This window comes from Desulfomonilia bacterium, assembly GCA_036567785.1.
Lineage (GTDB): Bacteria > Desulfobacterota > Desulfomonilia > UBA1062 > UBA1062 > DATCTV01.
In genome coordinates, this window is record DATCTV010000030.1 from 85754 (window position 1) to 107687 (window position 21934).

Below are 21934 nucleotides of genomic sequence, written 5' to 3' on the forward strand. Positions count from 1 at the left end.
TAATAAGTTCTATGCGTTACTACAAATAGAAACAACCAGTGCATGGACATTTTCAGGAGGTAAAAATGAAAAATATTTTATGGTCGGCAATTCTTGTCACGGTTATGGTTTTTGCAGGTGCTACATCTTTGTATGCCGAAGATATCAAGGTCGGGGCAATTCTCAGGCTTTCTCAGGGCGCATCCGACGGGCTTCCGGCGAAAAGAGGCATTGAGATCGCTGTCAATCAGATCAATGCCAAGGGCGGCATAAACGGGAAAAAACTGGTGGTCATTTACGAAGACAGCAAGGATTCCCCGCAGACAGCGGTTGCGGCATATCAGAAGCTTGTTTCCGTTGACAAATGCCAGGTAATAATAGGCCCCATGATGAGCGGCGAGGTGCTTGCAGTTGCCCCGGTGGCCGAGCGGGACAAGATCGTTGTCATAACCCCGAACGGCACATCGCCCAAGATTTCGCAGGCTGGCCAGTATATCTACCGCGGCTGCACGACTTCGGAAAGGCAGGCTGCCGCATTGACAAAATACGCAAAAGACAAGATGAAGACCACGGCGGTTGCGATCCTGTACAGTAACGAGCCTTATGGCAAAGGCTGCAATGAGCAGTTCACTAAATATTTCAATGAACTTGGTATTCCGGTTGTGATCTCGGAAAGCTTCATGGTCGGAGACAGGGACTTTTCCGCACAGCTTACAAAGATTCGTGAACAGAAATTCGACCTGATATTCATTCCGGGTTACCTGCAGGAGACCGCACCTGCAATCAAACAGGCGCGTCAGATGGGCATTAAACAAGCATCCATGGGCGTATTCGGGGACATGGCTCCCAAATACATTGAGCTTGCAGGCAAGGCCGCTGAAGGGCACCTCAACTGCAGCGAGTACAACGAGGATTACAACACCCCGGTAAATAAGAAATTCAAGGCCGAATATTATAAGATTGTCAAAGCCGATCCGAAAGAACCGAACAATATCATGTTTGCTGCAATCACATACGACATGACCAGGCTCGTGGCGGATGCGATAGCAAAGAAAGGCTACAGCGCGGACGGTATACGTTCCTATCTGGACACGGTCAAGGACTTCGACGGCGTGACAGGCAGGTTGAGCTTTGATAATGATGGGGATGTAAATAAACAGGGTGTCTATCTCTTTGAAGTCAAGAAAGGAAAATACGTAAAGGTCCAGTAGGTTGCTCTTTCAGCAGATAATAAACGGCCTGGTGGCGGGAAGCGTCTATGCGCTTGTCGCCCTTGGCTACACCATGATCTTCGGCATCCTGGGCATAGTGAATTTCGCACAGGGTGAGATTTACATGTTCGGGGCGTTCGGGGCGATACTGACCCTCAATGCAACGGGCAGCCTGGCCCTGGCAATTCCTGCCGGAATATTATCTGCATGCATTGTTGGCCTTTTGCTTGAGCGCTTTGCCTTCAGGCCGCTTCGTGGAATGCATCCGCTTATCCCGCTAATAAGCGCAATCGGGGCTTCGATCTTTTTAAGCTCTCTGGCAAGGCTCATGTTCGGACCGGAAGACCGCTCATTTCCGATAGATTTCGGGTTCGAGGGATTCAATCTTTTCAGTGCCTATATAACATGGCTGCAGCTTGTCATAATGGCCGTGTCAATAATTATGATGATCCTGCTATGGCTTTTCATGAACATGTCCAGACATGGAAAGGCCGTCAGGGCTGTTGCCATGGACAGTGATGCTGCAAGGCTTTCAGGCATAAATGTCAACAGGGCTTATGTTATAGTTTTTCTCCTGGGATCGGCTCTGTCCGGGGTGGCAGGGATACTGATGGCCATATATTACAATTCCACCTCACCGGGTATGGGAACACTGCCCGGATTAAAGGCATTTTCCGCGGCAATACTTGGAGGAGTGGGCTCGATTCCGGGTGCCATAATCGGAGGCCTCGTGCTGGGTATAGCCGAGAACCTCGGGGCCGCATACATATCGTCTAATTTCAAGGACGCATTCGCATTTATCGTTCTGGTTCTGGTCCTCGTCATCAGGCCCAGGGGAATTCTGGGGTCCGGCAGATGAGTGTATATATATTCCATATCCTTATAATGACGGGCATATTCGCCATACTTGCACTGAGCCTCAATATACTGGCCGGTTTTGCAGGCCTTGTTTCTTTAGGGCATGCGGCCTTTTTCGGAATCGGTGCCTATTTGAGCTCCCTTCTGATGATTAACGGTCTTGGCTTCATACCGGCATTCCTGCTGTCAGGAGGCATTACCTCAATTCTGGGATTGACTCTGGCAATGCCCGCTCTCAGGGTAAAGGACGACTATCTGGCAATCGTGACGCTGGGTTTCGGCATAATCATGGGTCTTGTTTTTCTGAATCTGGAAATCACAGGCGGTCCGGACGGCCTCACCGGAATTCCGCCGGTAAGGCTGCTTGGTAAGCCTCTTTATTCAAAGCCAGGATTTCTGGGGCTTGTATCAGGGATTCTCGCACTCATGATAGCGAGCACATGGATGCTCAAGAACTCACGCATAGGACGTGCATGGGCGGCGGTCAGGGATAATGACACAACAGCCTCGTTCATGGGAATAAACGTCTACTACTACAAAACGCTGGCTTTTATTGTCAGCGCATTCTGGGCCGGACTTGCAGGGAGCCTATACGCCCACTACACCGCATACATAAACCCGCACACCTTCGGCATGCATACCTCGATACAGATACTGTCCATGGCGGTTCTGGGGGGTCTTGGCAGCATAGCCGGCTCGCTTATCGGGGCATTCCTGCTTACCGTTCTGCCGGAGGCATTAAGGAAGCTCGCAGATTACCAGGATATCTTCTATGGAGCGCTTCTTGTTGCTCTGATGGTCTTCAGGCCTCAAGGGATAATGGGAAGGGTCAAGATAACCGATATCTTCGGGAGGAAGTCCTGATGCTGACGCTAAGGAACATTCATGCCCATTATGGCCGCATCCATGCGGTAAAAGGAGTAAGTCTCCATCTCCGGCAAGGCGAGATAGTTGCATTGATAGGCGGGAACGGTGCGGGCAAGAGCAGCATTTTGAAAGCTGTTTCAGGGCTTCTGAAGACCTCATCCGGTGAAGTCCTTTTCGGTGAAGAAACAATTACAGGGAAAACTCCTGACAGGATACTCAAACTGGGCATAGGCCATGTCCCTGAAGGAAGAAGACTTTTCAAGGGGCTGTCGGTAAAGGACAACCTGATCCTGGGCGCCTATTCCCGGAAGGACAGGAAAAAAATCGCAACAGACATTGAATCCATGGAAAGGCTGTTTCCAATACTTGCGCAAAGGCGCTCCCAGGCGTCCGGCACGCTATCGGGCGGAGAGCAGCAGATGCTGGCAATAGCCAGGGCGCTTATGGCAAAACCTAAGGTGCTGCTGCTTGACGAGCCTTCCATGGGACTTGCGCCGATAGTAACTTCACAGATTTATTCGCAGATAAAAAGGCTCAACACGGAAGAAGGATTGAGTATACTCCTTGTAGAACAGAACGCCTCGATGGCCCTTAATGTGGCGCACAGGGGATATGTAATCGAAACCGGCCGCATCGTCATGGAAGGAATGACAGAAGAACTGAGGGCAAGCAACGAGATACAGCGTGCGTATCTGGGCAAGGGGTACAAAGAGGTCTGGGAATGATGCTGAAGGCGGAAAACATCAGCAAAAGCTTCATGGGAATTCATGCATTGAGGCATGTCAGCATGGAGGTCATAAAGGGTGAGATATTAGGTGTCATAGGCCCAAACGGTGCGGGCAAAACGACGCTCTTTAATGTTCTGACGGGTTTGTTTCCGCCGGATTCGGGCAGTGTTAATTTCATGGATAAGGACATAACAAGGCTTAAGCCGCACAGGCGTGTAAAGCTTGGTATGACAAGGACCTTTCAGAACCTTGAAATATTCCGCGATATGAGCGTCCTTGAAAACGTTATGGTAGGAGGGCACCTTCGGCTCAGCGCCGGTTTCTGGGCAAGCATGGTGATGGCGCCCTGGAAGGTGAAAGAAGAAAAAAGACTTCGGGAAGAGGCCTTCGGGCTCCTCGAAATACTCGGTATCAGTGACAGGGCCGGGGAACAGGCGATCAACCTGTCATACGGTGATCAGAGAAGGGTTGAAATCGCCCGTGCCCTTGTTTCAAGACCTCATGTCATTTTTCTTGATGAGCCTGCAGCAGGAATGAACCCCAGGGAAACAGAAGAGCTTTCTTCACTGATAACCAGACTCAGAAATGAGCTTGATCTGAGCATTGTCATAATCGAACATGACATGAACCTCATAATGGACATCTGTGAACGGATAATCGTAATGGCTGAAGGAAGTCTGCTGGCGACAGGAGTTCCTCATGAAATAAGGAAGCACCCCAAGGTGCTTGAAGCCTATCTCGGAGGGGAGGTCTTATGATGTTTGAAACAGATTGCGAAACGATGAAGGCGTTTGAACTGAGACAGGTTCAGCTGGAACGGCTTCAGTCAACGCTGAACCGGGCATACCTTAATGTAGCCCATTACAGAAGGGCCCTGGATGCTGCGGGCATGCTTCCGGATGAGATAAAATCGCTTGACGATATCAGAAAACTGCCATTTACGACCAGGGCCGACATAGAAAAGGGTTATCCATATGACATGTTTGCCGTCCCGCTGAGGGAAGTCGTGCGCATACATGCGTCATCCGGCCAGGCAAGAAGGCCTATTGTCACGGGATATACGGCAGGGGACCTCAAGGCCTGGGCGAGGCTCATGGCGAGGTTTTTAACGGGCACGGGCATAACGAGGGACGACGTGATACAGATATCGTTCAGGTACGGCCTCATGACGGGCGGATTCGGCTTTCATGCAGCAGCCGAGCTTATCGGGGCATCGGTGATCCCGGCCGATATCGGGAATACGAACGAGCAGGTGATCATCATGAGGGATTACCTGACATCTGTGATCGCCTGTACGCCAGGCTATGCACTTATACTTCTGGACAGGCTTGACGAACTCGGAATAAATCCGAAATCTCTGCGTCTGCGCCGTGCGGTGCTTGGTGCAGACAGTCTGAGTCCTTCAGTCAGGGCCAAGATAGAGCAGTTCCTTGGAGTTGAGGTATTCGACAGCTACGGTTCCAGCGTCGTAATGGGTCCCGGTATTGCCGGTGAATGCAGCGCACATGACGGGCTGCATGTCTATGAGGATTTTTTCATCGCTGAAGTGATCGACCCTGTTACAGGAAAAATACTCGGTGCCGGCGAAAAGGGCGAGCTTGTCATAACAACCCTTATGAGGGAAGCGTTTCCTCTTATACGTTATAGAACCGGCGATATCACTATGATAAAACCCGATGAATGCAAATGCGGCAGGACGCATATGAGGCTTGCGGGCTTCTACGGCAGGACGGATGATACAGTAAAAGTCAAAGGCATAAGCATAGCTCCTGTTCGTATCAGGGAGATACTTCTTTCACTGGGCATCGATAACCGGAGCCAGCTGCATATCTATCGTGAAGGGCCGTACGAAAAGGCTGACATACTTCTCGAGGTCGGCGAAAAGCTCTTTTTCGATGAGATGCGCACACAGAAAATATTCATGGAAAAGCTTGAGAAAACGTTCCACACAAACCTGGGCATCCGTGTCGGCATAAAGATCGTCCCGGCGGCCGGATTCAAGGGCGAAGGCTCCGTGGTTGACGAAAGGGTCTGATTATGCGCCGTATACCGATGATCTGCCGTATTGCGGTCTTCTTTACTGTGATGCTCTTTACCTTTACCATGGCCGCATTTTCCACCGACATCGAGAAAAAAGCCGATGAACTGACAAAAGAAACCGCAGATGTCCTCGACAGTACCGGCAAAAAGATAGAACAGGGCGTGCAGAAGGCTGCAGAAAGTACGGAAAAGGGCATAAATACCGCAGTCGAATATACAGGAAAGGGTATAAAAAAAGCAGCCGACAGCACCCAGAAGGGGTTGGACAAGGCATCAAAGGGTGCTGAGAAGGGCATTAAAAAAGCCGCCGAATCTACTGAAAAAGCATTGGACAAGGCCGCGCGTTAATAGGGTAATAGGGAACGCTGATTGGATTATTAGATTTAGTATGAAAGAAACCAATGATGCTGGGGTTTCATGAAACCGAGATAGACAGGCTATTGGGAATAAGCCAGCCGCGCGTTTCTCTTTCTGTCATGGACGGTGAAAAGATAGTCATGGGAGAGAAGTTGAGGCTCAGATAAGATGGAAACTAATAATACAATCAGCGTCTCCTAAGGTATTAATATTTAATAATATTTAAAGGATTAATTTATGGAAGAATATTATGTTACTAAAAATGAAACGTCTTTTTACTCCGATATATATTTTGCTGGATTTTGGAAAAGAACAGCAGCATTTATTTTGGATATTATTATATTGGGAGTTATTGAGTACTTTTTAGGATATTTATTATTCGATATATTAATCCAGCTAGGATGGATTACGGTACTTATAGGTTTTTTTATTCAATTATTATACTTCGGAATTTTAGATAGTTCGATTTTTAAAGATCAAACAATTGGTAAAAAAATATTTAAAATATCTGTGGTATCAGATAATGGCAAACCAATATCTTTATGGGTTTCAATAGCTAGTCGTCCCTGAAAAACCCATTTTCGAATCAGACAGGCGCCCATATGAGGCGCCTGTTTTGGTTTTTTGAGAAAAAAACGAGCCATAAAATTGAGAACAAAAAAGAACCAAGCTCTTTCATGAGCTTTGAAAAGTTGAAAGCAGCCGCTGCAAGCATAAGATTGACGCCGTCTCCCATATGGCCCTTGAGATAATTGCGGGCCAACCCGTAATCTGACTTGAGATGTCCTATCACGGGTTCTATCGCAGCCCTTCTTCTGAAACGAAGACGGGCCTTTCTCTTTTCGTATGAAGTTGCGTCTTTCTTTGACCTTGAAGGTATGAGTATTTTCGTGCCGTTGATCTCCGATACCCCACGGTATCCCCGGTCGCAAATGGCAAAATGAGGTTTGTTCTTTGTTAACGCTTCAATCTGAGCCAGCGTTGATAAAAGAGTCTTACTGTCATGTGTGTTCTCTCTTATGTTAAGGGCTCCGATGATTATCCCGCTGTTCTTTGTTACCGCTATCGACGCCTTTGACCCAAACTCGTATTTCTTGTTCTCTTTGCCTTTTGCTATGCAATAAACCTGCGGTTCATGAAGACTGTAAATCTTGTTCTTATCACTTTTTTGTTGAGATAAAACTTTAACGTAAAGCTCAAGTGTTTCTGAATGATCAGATGTCTTTCTTCCTATTTCTCTGACTAATCTGCCGGCTATGGTCTTCAGCCTCTTCTGGGCCTTGATTGCTTTCTTGTAATTCTTCGGATGATTCCTGAACCTCTGGTCTAATAAAAGCGCCTTTGTCGTCCTTGTGTATGACTGTCTGAGGATTAACCCTTCTTCTTTAGCTATCCGAAGGCAGCCTTCTATTATCCCACGGTAAAGATTCGTGTCTGTCGGAAAGGTTATGTTCTTCTCCTGCACCGTAGAATCTATCACAACTTCCTTTTCTTTAGCCTTTTCACCGTGCATACAGATTGATACTTCAAGTATTTTTTCTACTCCCTTTTCTCCAATCCTCTTTCTGAAATACACCAGGTCGGTCGGGTCTATAGGAAACTTCCACTGGAATGTCCTCATGCCGCTGAAGTGCTGATAATAAGGATTCTCAACCCACGCCTGAATTACAGTCTCGTCAGATAAATTGTAAATCTGTTTCAGTATCAAAAGGGCTGTCATAAGTCTTATCGGCTTTGCTGGTCTTCCGGTCTTGCCATAAAGATCCTTGAACTCTTTTTCAAAAACCTCCCATGGAATCCTTTCCCCCAGCAAATATAACGGATGTTTCGGGTTGAGCATTTCAGACAGATCCTCATTGAACAAACCCATCTGAACCTGCTCATCTTTCCTCGGTATCATCTGCCCTCCTGAAAATCAAAATCTGCAAGAAATCTATGCACATACTACCATTTTTATGCAGATAATATCATTTTAAAATGAGCTTTATGCCAATTATATCATGGGCTTAAGTGCTTCTTCAGGGGGGACTAGCTAGATATTGCATTATTTTTATTCCGTTTTCTGTTGCAACTTCGACATTTCTATCCACAACATTTATACCAATATCATTTAAAGAAATTGTTTTTACAATTTTAGGAGAAGGAATTTGTGCTGCAAATTTATATCTTTATATTTTCAATAAAAATACAAGACAAAGTTATCATGATTTATTGACAAGAACATTTGTTGTTGAGAATATGAATTCGGCCCCAAAGATGGATTGTCAAAAGCCAATATCTAATATTCATTATATTATGAGCATACTGTTAATAATAATTATTGTTTTTTATTCATTTTTTATACAAAACAATGTTAATAATAATATTTCAACTGATAAAATAAATGTAATTTCAAAAGAAATATCTTCAAACAATAAAAATGTAATATTGTCTTCAATATCTGTTGAATCAATTATATATAGTAATGATGGAAATAATGAAAAACCAAGTATTAAAGTCAATGTTTTTCTAAATAAAGAACCTATTGAACCTGAAACGGAAATTAATAAAATTGTACAGATAATTATCAAAGAGCTTCCTATTGAAAAAAATGGAAATTCTATTGAAGTATCTCTAAATTGGGGCTTTGATATTGGTATTGCACAAATATGGAAGAACATTATGTATTGTATGGCATCAACGGGATTGCACCGGCAAGGACAACAGTAATTGTAGCCAGAATATTTATATTTAACCAAATAACCGAAGAACGTCCCTCTATACTCTATACTACAGCGATCCTTTCTCCCATCCTCACCCTGGAAGGGATGTCATATGAAGACATCTCGATGATGTCTTCATCAAATTTAACAGCGCCTTTTTTAAATACCAGGACTATTGTCGAACCGCCGAGGCCGAAATAGCCCTTTTCTTCACCTCTGGCCTTTTTCCCCGGGCCGGGACTGGTGCGGACCATGCGGCCTACATAAAGCGCACCTACCTCGATCATCAGAAATTGCCCGGTCTTTTCATTGCTCAGGATGCTGATGTCTCTCACATTGACATCGAAGGGCCTGTAGCCGTGCTCCATTGCAATGGGATTCACCGAAAAAAGTTTAGCGCCCAGAGTCCAGATTTTCTCCATCGTGCAATCACAGGGAAAATGATATCTGTGATAATCGGTAGGCGAAAGATAAATCACGGCGAGCGACCCGTTGCTGTATTCACCGGCAAGCTGTTCATCCCTTAACAGGGAAGCAAGCGTGAATTTCTGGCCCTTTATGGCAAATGCAGGGATGCCGGATATATTGGGGAATATTGTAAGGGCTCCATCGGCAGGGGAGACGATGGTATCGTTTTGCTGGCATACAGGCCTTGCCTGCGGTTTGAGCCTGCGGTCAAAGAACTCGCTGAAAGAGGAATATTCACTTGCAGGCTTCTCGAACTCCGTTTCATCGAGATTGTTTTCGGAAACGAAATCAAGCACCTTCTTCCTCGAAAAGCGCGTATAATCTCTTAACGCCATAAGCGTGCTGAAAAAGGGCCATACGGCGATGTTGCTCATTATGAAGCTGGCTATGGGATTCTTATGCACGAATATTATAGCTTCGTTTTTATAATATCGGACATCTTCGAGTTGAGCCGCTTTTCTGTTCCAGACCTTGTTCATCCTAGGCCTCCTGCCCTTCTATCTTTCTTATAAAGCTGCGCATGTCAAGATAGGTGTACTGCTTATAATATTATTTTAAATATCTATAAACCAGTACTTCGGGCAAGGCCGGGAACGAGATTTCATTTGTTGTCCGAAGCGCATAAGAGAGATCTATAAGTTTTAATACCTGATATGGCTCTGAACCACCGGAACGATCGCACTTCTGACCCTGTTTCCAGGTGAAGTATCTGACCGTATCCGGCTAAAAGAGTGCTTGTTTTTTAAAAGGCCCTATTGTATAGGACACCAACTTAATCGGACAGGGACGGAGGATGTCAAACATGGATGAGATCAAAGCAAATCAGGAAAACGTGACCGAAATCACGGAAGAAAAAGCGGCTCAGGAAACGGATCAGACCAATTACGAAGCACTCTACGGCGAGACTTTCGGCAAATCGCTTTCAATCGGGGCTGTGATAACCGGCACGGTTGTTCAGATCGATGCCGAGAACATAATGATAGATGTCGGACGTAAAATGGAGGGGAGCGCTCCTTTAAAGGAATTTCTTGATGAAAACGGCAACATTAACGTATCCATCGGGGATGAGGTTGAAGTACTGGTATTGAGCCTGGGGAAAAATATCAGACTGAGCAAGGAGAGAGCAAGATCACTCAAGGTCTGGGACGACATAATAAAGGCATATCAGGACAAGACGACCATTTCAGGCAGGGTGCTGAACAGGATAAAAGGCGGCCTGATGGTCGACATCGGGGTCCAGGCATTTCTTCCAAGTTCCCATGCATCACTTTCCCAGCCGACAGAGGCGGACCTTGAAAAACTGATCGGAACAAAAATTGATGTTACCGTAATCAAATACAACCGCAAAAAGAACAATGTTGTGGTCAGCCACCGGGATGTTCTTGAGAGCGAGAGGGCTGCAAAGAAAAAGGTTCTTCTGGAAACAATAAACAAGGGCGATGTCGTCAAAGGCACGGTCAAGAATATTCTTGCATACGGCGCATTCGTAGATATCGGCGGCATAGACGGACTTCTGCATATAACCGACATGTCATGGGGAAAGCTGAAAGACCCCAAGGAAAAGGTTGCTTCAGGCCAGGTTATTGATGTGAAAATAATCGATTTCGACCCTGAGACCGAGAAGATATCTCTTGGAATAAAACAGCTTTCAACAGACCCGTGGGAGGGTATCGAATACCGCTATCCCATCGGAAAGAAGGTAAGCGGCAAGGTTACTTCACTGACCAACTATGGTGCATTCGTCGAACTGGAGGAAGGCGTTGAAGGGCTTGTCCATATTTCTGAGATGTTCTGGTCGAAGAAGATAAGGCACCCGTCTTCAGTGCTAAAGGAAGATGAAGAGGTTGAGGTCCAGATACTGGGCGTTGACCAGAAGGAAAGGCGCATATCCCTGGGTCTCAAGCAGACGACACCTAATCCGTGGGATCTTCTTAGCCAGAATTACATTGAAGGTGCCGTAGTCGATGCGAAGGTTAAGAATGTAACCGATTTCGGCATATTTGTGAGCATTGATGAGAACATCGATATTGACGGCCTTATACATGTCAGCGACATATCATGGGACCCGAAGGTGAAGAGCCCGAAGGACATGTTTAAAAAGGGAGATGTCTTAAAGGCTAAAGTTCTGACCATTGACCAGGATTCGGAAAAATTCTCACTGGGTATCAAGCAGCTTGAACCTGATCCGTGGACGCAGATAGCAAACGATCATCCTGCCGGCAGCATAATCAAGGGCAAGATAACAAGCATAACCGATTTCGGTGCGTTTGTTGAAATCGCCCAGGGAATCGAGGGTATGATCCATATTTCAGAAGTCAGCCGCGACAAGATAGAATCACTGGCCGAGGTGCTGAAAGTCGGGCAGGAAGTTGAGGCTGTCGTTTTAAGGGTCAGCCCTGAGAACAAGAAGATAGGCCTTTCGATAAAGGCGCTTGACGATGCCCAGACCAGAAAGTCTCTTCAGGAGACAAGCAAGGCGCCTGACAAGGTTGCAACAAATCTTGGCGACCTGCTTAAAGGCTGGCAGAAAAGCTGATAAAATCGTTATTGAACGTCATGGAAAAACAGGCGGCTCCGGCAATTCCGGGCCGCCTGTTCTATTTTGTCAAGATACTCCAGACAACCTTTTCTCCTTTTTGCGCATTCAAATATAACTCAAGCATATTGCCTGTATTTTTGTATTGAACCTGTCTGCCATCTGCAAGAATCTTCTTTCCGGTCAGGTTTTCCGGCAATTCAACATTCAGTATCAAAGAGGTGCTGACAGGCAGACAGACATAGCCCGATATCTTTTCAGGCGATACATCGATGCCGAAGAGGCTGCATGAAAAAGAATAAGTTTCATGCGGTATCCTTGGTGAAATTGTCCAGCCGTCAATACCTGCAGCCAATCCGGCAAGCTTTGCCAGCGCATACATCATCTGGCCGTGGGCATGGATATTCTGCACGGGATATGACTGGGCGCCGAGGGAAAAGACCGGGTTCTTCTGGTACCAGGTTTCGCCCGGCCGGACTGAATCGGGGCCGTTGAAGGCGTCCGGTCCGCTCCATATACCGTACCATTTATCCGGATAGAGTTCCGCATGCGAGCAAAGGGTGTTTTTCTTGAAGACTTCCCATGCAAGGTCTTTGTCAAAACCGGACAGGGCAATGGCGGCAGGGGCGTTTATCGCAGGCCACATCCCGCCTGATTCCTGCTCTCCCTTTCTCGTTGTCATCGATTCCCTGCCGGTGTCTGATATCTTGATTCCTGCTTGAGTGAGAAGCTTTTCCTTTATTGTTTTTACTGCTGTGTCCTCTTTTCCACCTTCAAGGCTCCCTCGGGCGAGCAGCGTCCAGACCATAGGCTCCAGCCAGGTCTCTTCCTTTCCAAACGGCTTGCCAAGGCCGGAATATGAACGGATAAGATGATCTTTCTGCCAGGCACTGTTAAGCGCTGTTTTCATTCGGGACAAAATACCGGCACAGGCTTTTTCTGTTTCTTTATCCCCTGCATATTCTGCAAGATCCTCAAACATGGGCAATATAAAGCATGCCATTGCAGTGTTGAGGACCGATTCTCCTTTCAGGATCGTCAGGACAATATCCAGAGCGCTGTCGGCCGCTGTAAGCCATGTCATTTCGTCGTTCCAGTCGGACAGCCTTATTTTCAGATGGCCGTTCCTGCCGGTTCCGATTTTAGTTACGAGATGGGCAAAGGATTTTTTTGCATGCTCCCACACAGACTCGGTTCTGTACTTGTTCAGAGGGTAGTAGGGGAGGGGCGCTTCAAGAAATCCGAAATCCCGGGTTACGAAAATATATTCGCTCAATGCCCATAAAAACCACAGTCCGAGGTCCGAAGGCCTGTAGAATAGACGGTTTCTTTTGCCGAACCCGTCAATGCTGTAAAAAAAGGTGCCGTCGGTCTTCTGGCTTCTCAGCATGAATTCCAGCATTTCCCTTGCAGATTGTGGTCTGTAATAAGTGAGCGTGATGATGTTTTCAAAAAAATCTCGCGATGCCCCGTTCAGGCCTGAGTCATAAAGATAATTGCCGGCCTGCGGAACATAATGCCTCTGATAATAGGCATCATACTGTGAAGACGAATTGAAATAATAATTGTTCCAGACAAGTTCGCGGCCCAGGTTTAGTTCCTCTTTTCCGGTCTTGAATGAAGGTGCGCGCTCTTTCCAGAATGAAGCGGTATTCCGCCACAGTTGGGCGCCATTTCTGATGACTGATGACACTATGTCTTCCGGCTCTCTTGCTTTTGCATAACCGTAGGCGAATCTGAAAATCTTTTCTTCACCTGCTTCTATTCCGGCTTTTATCACGGCCGCAAGACAGGTATCAGCCACTGGTGTCGAACCGGATGGATTAAGGCGGGAGGCGGAAGTGAGGAAGCCTGGGTTTTTTACAGGCAGGGAATCACAGAACAATAAATCAGGTCTTGTAATCCATTCGCAGGGTTTATCGTCAAGGCTTGCAAGGAAAATTCCCGGATATTCCGGGTCTATATAACATGGCTTGTCAGGGAGTTTGCCCTTTTTGCCGTCAGGCCATGCTGAAAGGATCCTGCCTTCACTACTCAGGCTAAGTCTCGGATGTATCCGGGTTTTCCTGTTCAAAAACCTGTTGAGGATAAATTTTGTTATTCTCGTGATGTTGATATCCCAGTATTCTATGAGATGAAAGTCTTTGAGTTTATTTGTCCTGTTCTTAATCTTAACTTCTGATATCAGGCAAGGTTCATCGCCTGCCGGGGCGAAAACCCTTCTTTCCAATGCAAGCCCACAATATTCAAGTGTCTTCTGAAAATATCCGGACCCGAATATTCTCTCCCATCCGGAGCCTTCAGGAATGCAGTCATCCCTGTCTATAAGTACCTTGTCTTCAGATATCAGCCAGCCGAACCCTCCGCAGTGTGCATTTTCTTGAGGGCTGTAATCGTTAAGCCATAGCTGCCCGGTTTCACCGTAGAAGACCTTTACCATGCCAAGGTTGTAAGCGTTTGCCGTAATGCGATCGTTACCGATCTGATGCCAGTGCAGGGTTGATTTGTTTTTAATGACCGGGTCCCAGAGTGCACGCGGATCATCATGGCGCATCTTGTATCTGTATGCAGGAAGACCGGTTTCGTCTTCGAACCACTCGCCGAATATTCCGCTGCCAGCTGTTAACGGCATATTGCCTTTTTTCAATCTGCAAGCTCCTGTTCAATCCTTTTCTGCATCAGCTCCTTCGCCTTTTTTTCATCTCTTTTTATCGTATATGCGACAAGTATCCAGGAAAGTCCCACAGGTATCAAAATGAGAACGGCAAGTCTGAAGTTGAAAAGTCTCGTCGGAGTTAGCCCGAGCATGACTGCAAGGTCATCACCGAATACCCCGATAAGAGCGCCAAGTCCGAATCCGATCTGAGCTGTTATCTGGATCAGGGCGGAGATTGTCCCGCGGTTTTCAGGCAGGTTCACGTCGAGCATCATGGCTTTTGAGACGGGTGTCGGGATTTCAACAAATGACGATGCGATAAACCCGATGGCTATCGGGATTGCAAGAAAAAGGACAGTTGAGCCGCGCATGTCAAATGCAAAGAAAACCAGGAACAGGATACATCCTGCAAACAGGGCGAACGCGCTTAGATACGCCGGATATCCGGGATTTTTAATATGCAGGATGTCGCCGAAAAATCCTCCTATGAGGTCTCCGATGAGGCTTCCCGACAGAACGATAAGCAGTATCAGTGTTGCTGCGCCTGTCCCGAGGCCTGCATCAGTTGAATAGTAGTCGACCATGAACCGCTGGATATATCCCATCGGCATTGTGGCGATTATGCAGGATATTATGAATATCAGATTCGTGGGGATGGATAATATTGTCTTTAAATCGGAGAATTTTATCCGGCCTTTATATTCTGTGATGTCTGAACCCGTTGCATCCCTGGTATCGGCAAAACCCCTGGCAGGGAGTTTTCCCGCCAGAACAAAAAGGCAGCTGAGCAGTATAAGGATAATGCTCTGCACCTGAAATGAAACCCTCCAGCCGAAGGCGGTTTCGCTTCCGATGGCCCCGCCCAGAATGAAACCATTGCCGTAGCCTATGTTGACTATTGCCACAAATATTCCCGATGCGGCGGCCCTGCTCTTTGATGAGAACATGTCGCCTATTATCGAGAACATTACAGGCACAAATCCGCCGATACCTATGCCACCAAGCGAACGAAATATAATAAATTGTTCCGGAGTCCTGGCAAAGGAGGCAAAGAGATATGAAACACCCGCAAGAAGAAGGGATATGCCAAGAAGCATTTTCCTGTTTGTCATGTCCGAAAGATAGCCGAACAGAATAAGCGAGACGGATATGACAACCATCTGCCACATGAATGATTTTCCGCCGATAATTTCATCAATAGCAGGACCGGCCAGTCCGAAGCCTGTGCCTATCTGTGTCAGATTCGGCGCATCAAGCGTCTGCTGGCAGAAGACAAACAGACAGATTATCATAAGCAGAATAAATGTCAGACCGGCAGGTCGGCCTGCTTTTGAAATATCTTCCATGAAAGGATTTCCGGATCGTGCTTTATCCACTTTCCCTCCCTTTTATGTGAGAACCTGTTAATAAGCTTTACAGTGTTTTGAATCTATTTCCAAAACAATATTAAAGGAAATTATATTCCATTTTCATCTCAGTCATTTACCCAATCAGGAAATATTTATTAATCAATTATTTAACTTTAGTTAAATATACTGCAATGTTAGATGACATATGCCTCTTGGCATTATCATTGCTTGATTTATTTATTTGAATTATCAGGAATTTTGCAGATTGAGAAATAAAGCACAGAATGATAAACCGGGAATTATTATGAAGATTACTTGTACTTATCATCCAAAAGAGGAAGCAAAGTGGTTTTGTCCGGCCTGCAGGATAATGCATTGTGAAGAATGTTCATCCAGGAAGAAAGCCGGAGGGTATTCATCGACAAAAGATCTCCGTTTTTGTCAGAATTGCGGCTATCCACTTGAAAACAAATTTGGTTTGCCGAGAATAGAACCGATTATAAAAAGGCTGCCTCAGGTTCTGGCATATCCGATCAAGCCAACCCCTTTTATTTTAATGCTGTTCCTGTCAATACTCAGCTTCATGTCTTTCATGCTTTCCCCGTACGGTATTGCCGCAGCTGTGATCTTGTGGTCTATATGGCTTAAGTATTCCATTTCAGCCCTCAACGAAACATTACGCGGCAATATGATCCCGCCTGATCTCCAGTCCGAGCCGGAATACGGGGAGCTGGGTATGCTGTTCAAACAGATTCTGCTTCTGTATCCGCTGGGTTTTATAGGTTATTTCATTTACAGGCATTCGGGAATTGTTCAGGCAACGGTTTATTTCATGTTGATGGGGTTTCTGATTCCGGCACTGATTATTTCTCTGGTTTTAAATAACAGCCTGATCAAGACATTAAGCCTTGTTCCTGTTGTAAGGATACCTCTGAAAATAGGCATGCCTTATATATTTATGTGCCTGTTTGTAGTCTGTCTTGTCGGAGGAATATCATACATGTCCATGCATGTATTTCAATTTGTTCCGGAAAACAGATTCGTTTTTCTTAGTGTAATGCTGTCAAATTATTTAACACTAGTCATTTATCATATGATCGGCTACTTGATTTACCGTCATCATGATAAGCTTGAATTCGAAACTGCATTCAGCAGGAAACTTAGCCAGCAGATAGAAGCCGTCAGACTTAAGCCTTCTGTCCGTGCACTTTATAACAATGTGAATCAGCTCATCAAGGAGGGTCGAATCGAGGAAGCTGCAGGACTGCTAAGTGATAATATCAAAAGTTTGCATGACAGTTCAGAGATCGCAGAGCGTTTATACAATCTTCAAAAAATGCTGAAACAGAAAGACGAGCTTATATCCTATGCCCCGGTTTATCTGAATCATCTTTATATCAATGACAGAATTGATAAGCTTGTCGATGTATATCTTGAATGTGTCTATATAAACAGGAACTTTACACCCGGTAAGGATGTGGCCATGAAGATAGCCAGTTCCCTTGTTTCACAGAACAAGCCCGGCGAAGCCGCAAGGCTCCTTGAAAGGTATGCAGACTCAAATCCGAAAGATGATGCTGCCCCCAAGGCGTACATTCAGGCGGCGGAAATCATCCTTTCAAATACAAACGATAAGAAAAAGGCCGTTGATCTGCTCAGAACTGTTGTTTCGACATTTCCTCTTCATGAAATTACGCCTTATGCTAAAAAGAAGCTCAGAGATCTGGGAGAGAATGAACCCGCACAGATCACGTTCTGATTCAAATTTATTTTATATTACAGACGGTACTGGCACAAAACCGTGATTAACATCAAAAACGGTTTTGTGCCTTTTTCATAAGCCGTCAACCATAAACAGAATCCATGCGCTCAAGGACTTTAATTGATTCGGTCATATCAATATGCTAGTTTGATACAGCTCATAACCTGAAATAAATAACGGAGGTGACCATGAATTATCTTATTCAGCCGAAAAAATTTGTCAGCCTGATGAAAGATGAAGGATCACGAAAATTAGTCGAAAAGACCGTTAATTTTTTTGAGACAATGGGAAAGACAAGGCTTACCGAAGATTTCAACAAGAAGATCTGGTACCGTGAATTTGTCGACTTTATCGGTAAAGAGCAGATATTCGCCAAGCTGCTTACTCCGAGTGAGTACAGCGGCGGCGATCTGGACTGCAGATGGGATTCTGCCAGAAACGGGGAATACAGTGAACTCCTGGCCTTCTACGGTCTGGGATACTGGTATTGCTTCCAGGTTACCATTCTCGGTCTGGGGCCCATATGGATGAGCAAAAATGAAAAGGCGAAACAAAAAGCTGCAAAACTTCTGAAGGAAGGAGCGATTTTTGCATTCGGCCTTTCCGAAAGGACTCACGGCGCCGATATCTATTCGACTGAAGCTGCGCTGACGCCCAAAGGAGATGGGACATGGCTGGCAAACGGCGAGAAATACTATATCGGCAACGGCAACGAGGCCGAGATGGTTTCCACCATGGGCAAGGTGAAAGACGGGACTGACGACTATGTATTTTTTGTTACCAATTACAAGAACAAGGCGTATGAGCTGAAGAAAAACGTTATCTCACATCAGGAATACGTATCGAATTTCGCCCTTCACGATTATCCGATAACCGAAGATGATATACTTGAGCGCGGACCAGAGGCGTGGGATGCCGCTCTGAATACCGTAAACATAGGCAAATTCAATATCGGCCCGGCTTCAATCGGCGTTGTGGAACACTGTTTTTATGAGGCCATAACTCATGCCGCGAACCGCATTCTGTACGGCATGAAGGTGACCGACATGCCGCATGTAAAAAAGAACTTCATGGACGCATGGCTGAGGCTCATCGGCATGAAAATGTATCAGCGCCGTGCAACCGACTATTTCAGGAATGCTGCTGACAACGATCGACGATATCTTCTTTACAATCCCACAAGCAAGATGAAGGTAACACTGCAGGCGGAAGAGGTACTGAATCTCTTATGGGATGTAATCGCCGCCAAGGGTTTTGAAAAGGACATGTTCTTTTCAATGGCCGCAACAGACATCCGTGGGCCTTCCAAGCTTGAGGGGACCGTTCATGTGAATGTCCAGCTTATCCGCAAGTTCATGGAAAACTACTTTTTCAGTCCTCAGGAATATGCTGAAGTGAAGCCGGAATTTGCATTAAGGGACGATATGTTCGTATTCAATCAGGGGCCGGCTAAAGGCCTTGGGAAAGTGAAGTTCCACGACTTTGCACCGGTATTCAAGGCATTCGAAAACCTGCCGAATGTGGAGGCATTCATCAGGCAGATAAGCATATTCAAGGAGATGCTAGAAAAGGCCCATCCAGACAAACTGCAGGAGATGGATCCGTCATTCACTCTTCCCCTGGGAGAGATGTTCTCGATAGTCGTGTACGGACAGCTTATCCTCGAGCAGGCGAAATATGACAATATGCCTTCAGACATCATAAATCAGATATTCGATTTCATGGTGCGGGACTTTGCAGGTTTCGGGCTGCAGATTTACGGCAACCACAGCACGAACGACGCTCAGCGTGAGTTCTGCAAACAGATCATGTTGATAAAGGCGGTGCCTGATATGGAGCAGTACAATAAAGTCTGGCAGGAGCATGTACTCTCTCTGAACGGCGAATACGAAATGAATTCTTAAAAATTGAAAGAAGGGCGCATTTAACGCCCTTCTTTTTACAATTAGCCATGAAAGAATTGTCGGAAGAAAAAAAGGTAAGCATATTTCACACCTTTGTGTTTTTCCTCATCTGTCTTTTCTTCACCTGTGTAGCTTTGGAATGGGAATTGAGGCAGAGAAGGAAGTTCGAATCATCCGTTCTTTACAGGAATTTTTCAAAAGAGAAGCTTTATGCCGTCATTGAAGATTTTGACAGACTCAAAACATGCGAAGACCCGCATGTCGAACACTTCACGGCAAAACATCCTGAATTCGCAGGGCTCAACCGCATGTGGCTGATAAATTCATGTGGCCACTGGCTCAGGAAGCTGAAAAGGGAGATTAAGAGGGGTAGGGTGTGAAAAATCCATTGAAGAGCGCACTCTATTTATTTGATTCCCTGCTGGGAGGATACTTCGGCCAGTACCTTGAAGTGCGTTCGCTTGAATTCTTCCTTGCCTGGGGTGAAGCTACAAAAAGGCCTTTTATAGGACCTTATCTGAAAAGACTTTTCATATGGTTCTGTACATATTTTACCGGGATTGTCGTACCTTCACTCGATTCGCTCGAAGGCAGACCAAAAATATTGCCATGCGACGATGTTATCAATCTGGTAAAACGCGCACGTGTCACAAGCCTTAGCCCGTGCACCTGTAAGGCGCATATCATACCTGACGACCCCGATATACCGCGAGATACATGCATGGGCTTCACTTTTGTGGAAGGCATGGAGGATTTGTCGGACGAAAATTATCACAAGGATTTCAAACTCAGGAAGGAGATAATCGATAAATTAAGACAGTGCGAGGACCTGGGGCTGGTGCACCAGATAATGACCACATCGAGGCCCACGGGCAAGAAAGGCTATGTGCTGTGCAACTGTGACGGTCAGAGCTGTATACCGGTAATTCTGTTCAGGAAATATGGTATCCCTATGGTCAGAACGTCCGGCTATATCGTTCAAATATCCGATCCTCACAAATGCACGGCCTGCGGGATATGCATTAAGCGCTGCATGTTTGATGCCGCGTCATTGTCTGATAAAAAACCTGTTACCGATATCGATAAATGCATGGGTTGCGGGGTGTGCGTGAAGACGTGCAAAGCAGGGATCAGAACACTCGTAAAGTCATAAATCTTTTTTGCTGGTAATGCACTGGTCCTGAAAAATAAAAATCATCTATCATTAAAATAGGGATTTTCATTCCATATTTTCATGGTAAGGTAAATTCCATGGGCGTTTGATCTATCACCGAATTCAAAATACAGTACAGATAAAATATGAAAAACAACACTCTTAACCTCTGGACAAAATAAAACAACTTGTCTATACATTGGCAAAGGTTCACTGCTTTTAACCGGTAACATATGTATTTTATGTTTACGGTTAAAGGGCAGGGCGTAAGAACAAAGCAGATCGAGGAGCGACGAAATCGAGGAATGAGGTATACATTTAGCGTATGCCGCAGTGACGAGATGAGGAAGCGACGAAGAGATGCAAAGTTATGACGGCCTGTACCAGCGGTGGCTGCGCATAAGAGGTCAAAAATACAAACCATGAAAAAAAGAGCAAAGATAGCAATTCTAGTGGTGTTTATAGCTGTTGCTGCATGCTGGATAGGCTACAGTTATGCCCGCGAAATGAAACCGGCAATAGGAATCCTTGAAGTTGATGGAACTATCCTGGGATCTGAGGTGTATCTTGAGAGGCTGAAGATGTTTGAAGAGGATGATGCCGTAAAGGCCGTAATCGTACGTATCAACAGCCCGGGAGGTGTGGTTGGTCCTTCGCAGGAAGTATATGAGGAGATACTCAAACTAAAAAGGAAAAAGCCGGTGATCGCATCCATGTCCGCACTCGGTGCATCGGGAGCCTATTATATCGCCTGTGCATGCGATACGATTTTTGCGATGCCGGGGACAATGACCGGTTCAATTGGCGTAATAATGGAGTTTATAGACATCAGTTCGGGGCTGACTAAGCTCGGAATAAAAGCGGGAAGTGTTACATCCGGCAAAATGAAGGATGCCGGCTCTCCTTTCAGACCGATGTCGCCGGAGGAAAAGGAATATTTTCTGGCTGTTGTGAATGACGTTCAAGACCAGTTCGTGGAAGCGGTTTCAAAATCGCGTAAGATTACGGCAGAAAAGGTCAGGTCCTATGCGGACGGAAGAATCTATACAGGCAGGCAGGCCATGAATCTGAGGCTGGTGGACAGGATGGGGGGGCTTCAGGACGCTATCGATCTGGCTAAAACAAAGGCCGGGATTACAGGTAAACCGAGGATAATAAGGCCGAAAGAGGAAAAAGGCCTGTTCGAATCTTTGGGGCGTCTGCTGGACGGCAGTATGCCTGGCAATTCTTCATCGATAGGCGAAATGGTTAAAGGGAGAAACATCAGGCTGTCTTACAGCATGTATTAATAAAACTGACAGTGATGAGCCGGCGGTGTCTGGAAAAAGTGGCTTAGACAGCAACCGGGGAAAGAGAGTAATTCA

21 protein-coding genes are annotated in these 21934 nt (G+C 45.9%); 16 read left to right on the forward strand and 5 right to left on the reverse strand.

All coding sequences use genetic code 11. From position 1 onward, the window contains the following. Positions 1-65: 65 nt before the first annotated feature. The 9 genes from VIS94_07455 (at position 66) to VIS94_07495 (ending at position 6610) form a co-directional block, all read left to right on the forward strand. Positions 66-1190, forward strand: a complete 1125-nt coding sequence (locus tag VIS94_07455) for an ABC transporter substrate-binding protein (GenBank protein ID HEY9160903.1) — start codon at positions 66-68, stop codon at positions 1188-1190. Position 1191: 1 nt separating this feature from the next. Next, on the forward strand, positions 1192-2049 hold the full coding sequence (locus VIS94_07460) for a branched-chain amino acid ABC transporter permease (GenBank protein ID HEY9160904.1): 858 nt from the start codon (positions 1192-1194) through the stop codon (positions 2047-2049). Continuing rightward, complete coding sequence (locus VIS94_07465) at positions 2046-2912, forward strand: branched-chain amino acid ABC transporter permease (protein ID HEY9160905.1); 867 nt, start codon at positions 2046-2048, stop codon at positions 2910-2912. The genes VIS94_07460 and VIS94_07465 overlap by 4 nt, the downstream gene beginning before the upstream one ends. Continuing rightward, positions 2912-3640 carry an ABC transporter ATP-binding protein gene (locus VIS94_07470; GenBank protein HEY9160906.1) on the forward strand — a complete coding sequence of 243 codons (729 nt, stop codon included), beginning with the start codon at positions 2912-2914 and terminating at the stop codon, positions 3638-3640. Before VIS94_07465 ends, VIS94_07470 begins: the two co-directional genes overlap by 1 nt. Further along, on the forward strand, positions 3637-4401 hold the full coding sequence (locus VIS94_07475; GenBank protein ID HEY9160907.1) for an ABC transporter ATP-binding protein: 765 nt from the start codon (positions 3637-3639) through the stop codon (positions 4399-4401). The genes VIS94_07470 and VIS94_07475 overlap by 4 nt, the downstream gene beginning before the upstream one ends. Further along, positions 4398-5678, forward strand: a complete 1281-nt coding sequence (locus VIS94_07480) for a phenylacetate--CoA ligase (protein HEY9160908.1) — start codon at positions 4398-4400, stop codon at positions 5676-5678. The genes VIS94_07475 and VIS94_07480 overlap by 4 nt, the downstream gene beginning before the upstream one ends. A gap of 2 nt (positions 5679-5680) precedes the next feature. Next, positions 5681-6031: a hypothetical protein gene (locus VIS94_07485; GenBank protein HEY9160909.1), complete on the forward strand. Its 351-nt coding sequence runs from the start codon at positions 5681-5683 to the stop codon at positions 6029-6031. Positions 6032-6084: 53 nt separating this feature from the next. Further along, the gene (locus VIS94_07490) at positions 6085-6207 is read left to right on the forward strand and encodes a hypothetical protein (protein HEY9160910.1); all 123 of its coding nucleotides are present in this window, start codon (positions 6085-6087) and stop codon (positions 6205-6207) included. A gap of 70 nt (positions 6208-6277) precedes the next feature. Next, the gene (locus VIS94_07495; protein HEY9160911.1) at positions 6278-6610 is read left to right on the forward strand and encodes an RDD family protein; all 333 of its coding nucleotides are present in this window, start codon (positions 6278-6280) and stop codon (positions 6608-6610) included. Between the two features lie 16 nt (positions 6611-6626). Here the strand turns inward: VIS94_07495 and VIS94_07500 are convergent, their stop codons facing one another. Further along, entirely contained in the window at positions 6627-7910 is a 1284-nt protein-coding gene (locus VIS94_07500; protein ID HEY9160912.1) for an IS5 family transposase, read from the reverse strand. A gap of 140 nt (positions 7911-8050) precedes the next feature. Here VIS94_07500 and VIS94_07505 point away from each other — a divergent pair, with 140 nt between their 5' ends. Then, positions 8051-8749 carry a hypothetical protein gene (locus VIS94_07505; protein HEY9160913.1) on the forward strand — a complete coding sequence of 233 codons (699 nt, stop codon included), beginning with the start codon at positions 8051-8053 and terminating at the stop codon, positions 8747-8749. Positions 8750-8804: 55 nt separating this feature from the next. Here the strand turns inward: VIS94_07505 and asd are convergent, their stop codons facing one another. Beyond that, positions 8805-9689, reverse strand: a complete 885-nt coding sequence (asd, locus tag VIS94_07510) for an archaetidylserine decarboxylase (GenBank protein HEY9160914.1) — start codon at positions 9687-9689, stop codon at positions 8805-8807. A gap of 323 nt (positions 9690-10012) precedes the next feature. Between asd and VIS94_07515 the strand changes: the two genes are divergently transcribed. After that, on the forward strand, positions 10013-11746 hold the full coding sequence (locus VIS94_07515; GenBank protein ID HEY9160915.1) for a 30S ribosomal protein S1: 1734 nt from the start codon (positions 10013-10015) through the stop codon (positions 11744-11746). A gap of 61 nt (positions 11747-11807) precedes the next feature. Here the strand turns inward: VIS94_07515 and VIS94_07520 are convergent, their stop codons facing one another. From VIS94_07520 to VIS94_07530, 3 genes are all read right to left on the reverse strand, one after another. After that, the gene (locus tag VIS94_07520; protein ID HEY9160916.1) at positions 11808-14393 is read right to left on the reverse strand and encodes a hypothetical protein; all 2586 of its coding nucleotides are present in this window, start codon (positions 14391-14393) and stop codon (positions 11808-11810) included. After that, positions 14390-15778, reverse strand: a complete 1389-nt coding sequence (locus VIS94_07525) for an MFS transporter (GenBank protein HEY9160917.1) — start codon at positions 15776-15778, stop codon at positions 14390-14392. Before VIS94_07525 ends, VIS94_07520 begins: the two co-directional genes overlap by 4 nt. Before the next feature lie 486 nt (positions 15779-16264). Beyond that, the gene (locus VIS94_07530; GenBank protein ID HEY9160918.1) at positions 16265-16408 is read right to left on the reverse strand and encodes a hypothetical protein; all 144 of its coding nucleotides are present in this window, start codon (positions 16406-16408) and stop codon (positions 16265-16267) included. A 31-nt stretch (positions 16409-16439) separates the two neighbouring features. On the opposite strand from VIS94_07530, the gene VIS94_07535 reads away from it, so the two are divergent. The 5 genes from VIS94_07535 (at position 16440) to sppA (ending at position 21859) form a co-directional block, all read left to right on the forward strand. Further along, complete coding sequence (locus VIS94_07535) at positions 16440-17510, forward strand: tetratricopeptide repeat protein (GenBank protein HEY9160919.1); 1071 nt, start codon at positions 16440-16442, stop codon at positions 17508-17510. Positions 17511-17701: 191 nt separating this feature from the next. Next, positions 17702-19417 (forward strand): acyl-CoA dehydrogenase family protein, encoded by a 1716-nt coding sequence (locus VIS94_07540; protein HEY9160920.1) that lies wholly within the window; start codon positions 17702-17704, stop codon positions 19415-19417. A gap of 47 nt (positions 19418-19464) precedes the next feature. Next, on the forward strand, positions 19465-19797 hold the full coding sequence (locus tag VIS94_07545) for a hypothetical protein (GenBank protein ID HEY9160921.1): 333 nt from the start codon (positions 19465-19467) through the stop codon (positions 19795-19797). Continuing rightward, positions 19794-20570: a 4Fe-4S dicluster domain-containing protein gene (locus VIS94_07550; GenBank protein ID HEY9160922.1), complete on the forward strand. Its 777-nt coding sequence runs from the start codon at positions 19794-19796 to the stop codon at positions 20568-20570. Before VIS94_07545 ends, VIS94_07550 begins: the two co-directional genes overlap by 4 nt. Before the next feature lie 422 nt (positions 20571-20992). Continuing rightward, positions 20993-21859, forward strand: coding sequence for a signal peptide peptidase SppA (gene sppA / locus VIS94_07555; protein HEY9160923.1), 867 nt, complete (start codon positions 20993-20995; stop codon positions 21857-21859). Positions 21860-21934: the final 75 nt, after the last annotated feature.

Bases quoted from the DNA above. Each gene is read 5' to 3' on its own strand.
- VIS94_07530 (HEY9160918.1), bottom strand. From the start codon at position 16,408: ATGGAATACTTAAGCCATATAGACCACAAGATCACAGCTGCGGCAATA.
- VIS94_07465 (HEY9160905.1), top strand. From the start codon at position 2,046: ATGAGTGTATATATATTCCATATCCTTATAATGACGGGCATATTCGCC.
- VIS94_07455 (HEY9160903.1), top strand. From the start codon at position 66: ATGAAAAATATTTTATGGTCGGCAATTCTTGTCACGGTTATGGTTTTT.
- VIS94_07535 (HEY9160919.1), top strand. From the start codon at position 16,440: ATGATCCCGCCTGATCTCCAGTCCGAGCCGGAATACGGGGAGCTGGGT.
- VIS94_07500 (HEY9160912.1), bottom strand. From the start codon at position 7,910: ATGGGTTTGTTCAATGAGGATCTGTCTGAAATGCTCAACCCGAAACAT.
- VIS94_07545 (HEY9160921.1), top strand. From the start codon at position 19,465: ATGAAAGAATTGTCGGAAGAAAAAAAGGTAAGCATATTTCACACCTTT.
- VIS94_07495 (HEY9160911.1), top strand. From the start codon at position 6,278: ATGGAAGAATATTATGTTACTAAAAATGAAACGTCTTTTTACTCCGAT.
- VIS94_07475 (HEY9160907.1), top strand. From the start codon at position 3,637: ATGATGCTGAAGGCGGAAAACATCAGCAAAAGCTTCATGGGAATTCAT.
- VIS94_07480 (HEY9160908.1), top strand. From the start codon at position 4,398: ATGATGTTTGAAACAGATTGCGAAACGATGAAGGCGTTTGAACTGAGA.
- VIS94_07470 (HEY9160906.1), top strand. From the start codon at position 2,912: ATGCTGACGCTAAGGAACATTCATGCCCATTATGGCCGCATCCATGCG.
- VIS94_07540 (HEY9160920.1), top strand. From the start codon at position 17,702: ATGAATTATCTTATTCAGCCGAAAAAATTTGTCAGCCTGATGAAAGAT.
- VIS94_07515 (HEY9160915.1), top strand. From the start codon at position 10,013: ATGGATGAGATCAAAGCAAATCAGGAAAACGTGACCGAAATCACGGAA.
- VIS94_07485 (HEY9160909.1), top strand. From the start codon at position 5,681: ATGCGCCGTATACCGATGATCTGCCGTATTGCGGTCTTCTTTACTGTG.
- asd (HEY9160914.1), bottom strand. From the start codon at position 9,689: ATGAACAAGGTCTGGAACAGAAAAGCGGCTCAACTCGAAGATGTCCGA.
- sppA (HEY9160923.1), top strand. From the start codon at position 20,993: ATGAAAAAAAGAGCAAAGATAGCAATTCTAGTGGTGTTTATAGCTGTT.
- VIS94_07490 (HEY9160910.1), top strand. From the start codon at position 6,085: ATGATGCTGGGGTTTCATGAAACCGAGATAGACAGGCTATTGGGAATA.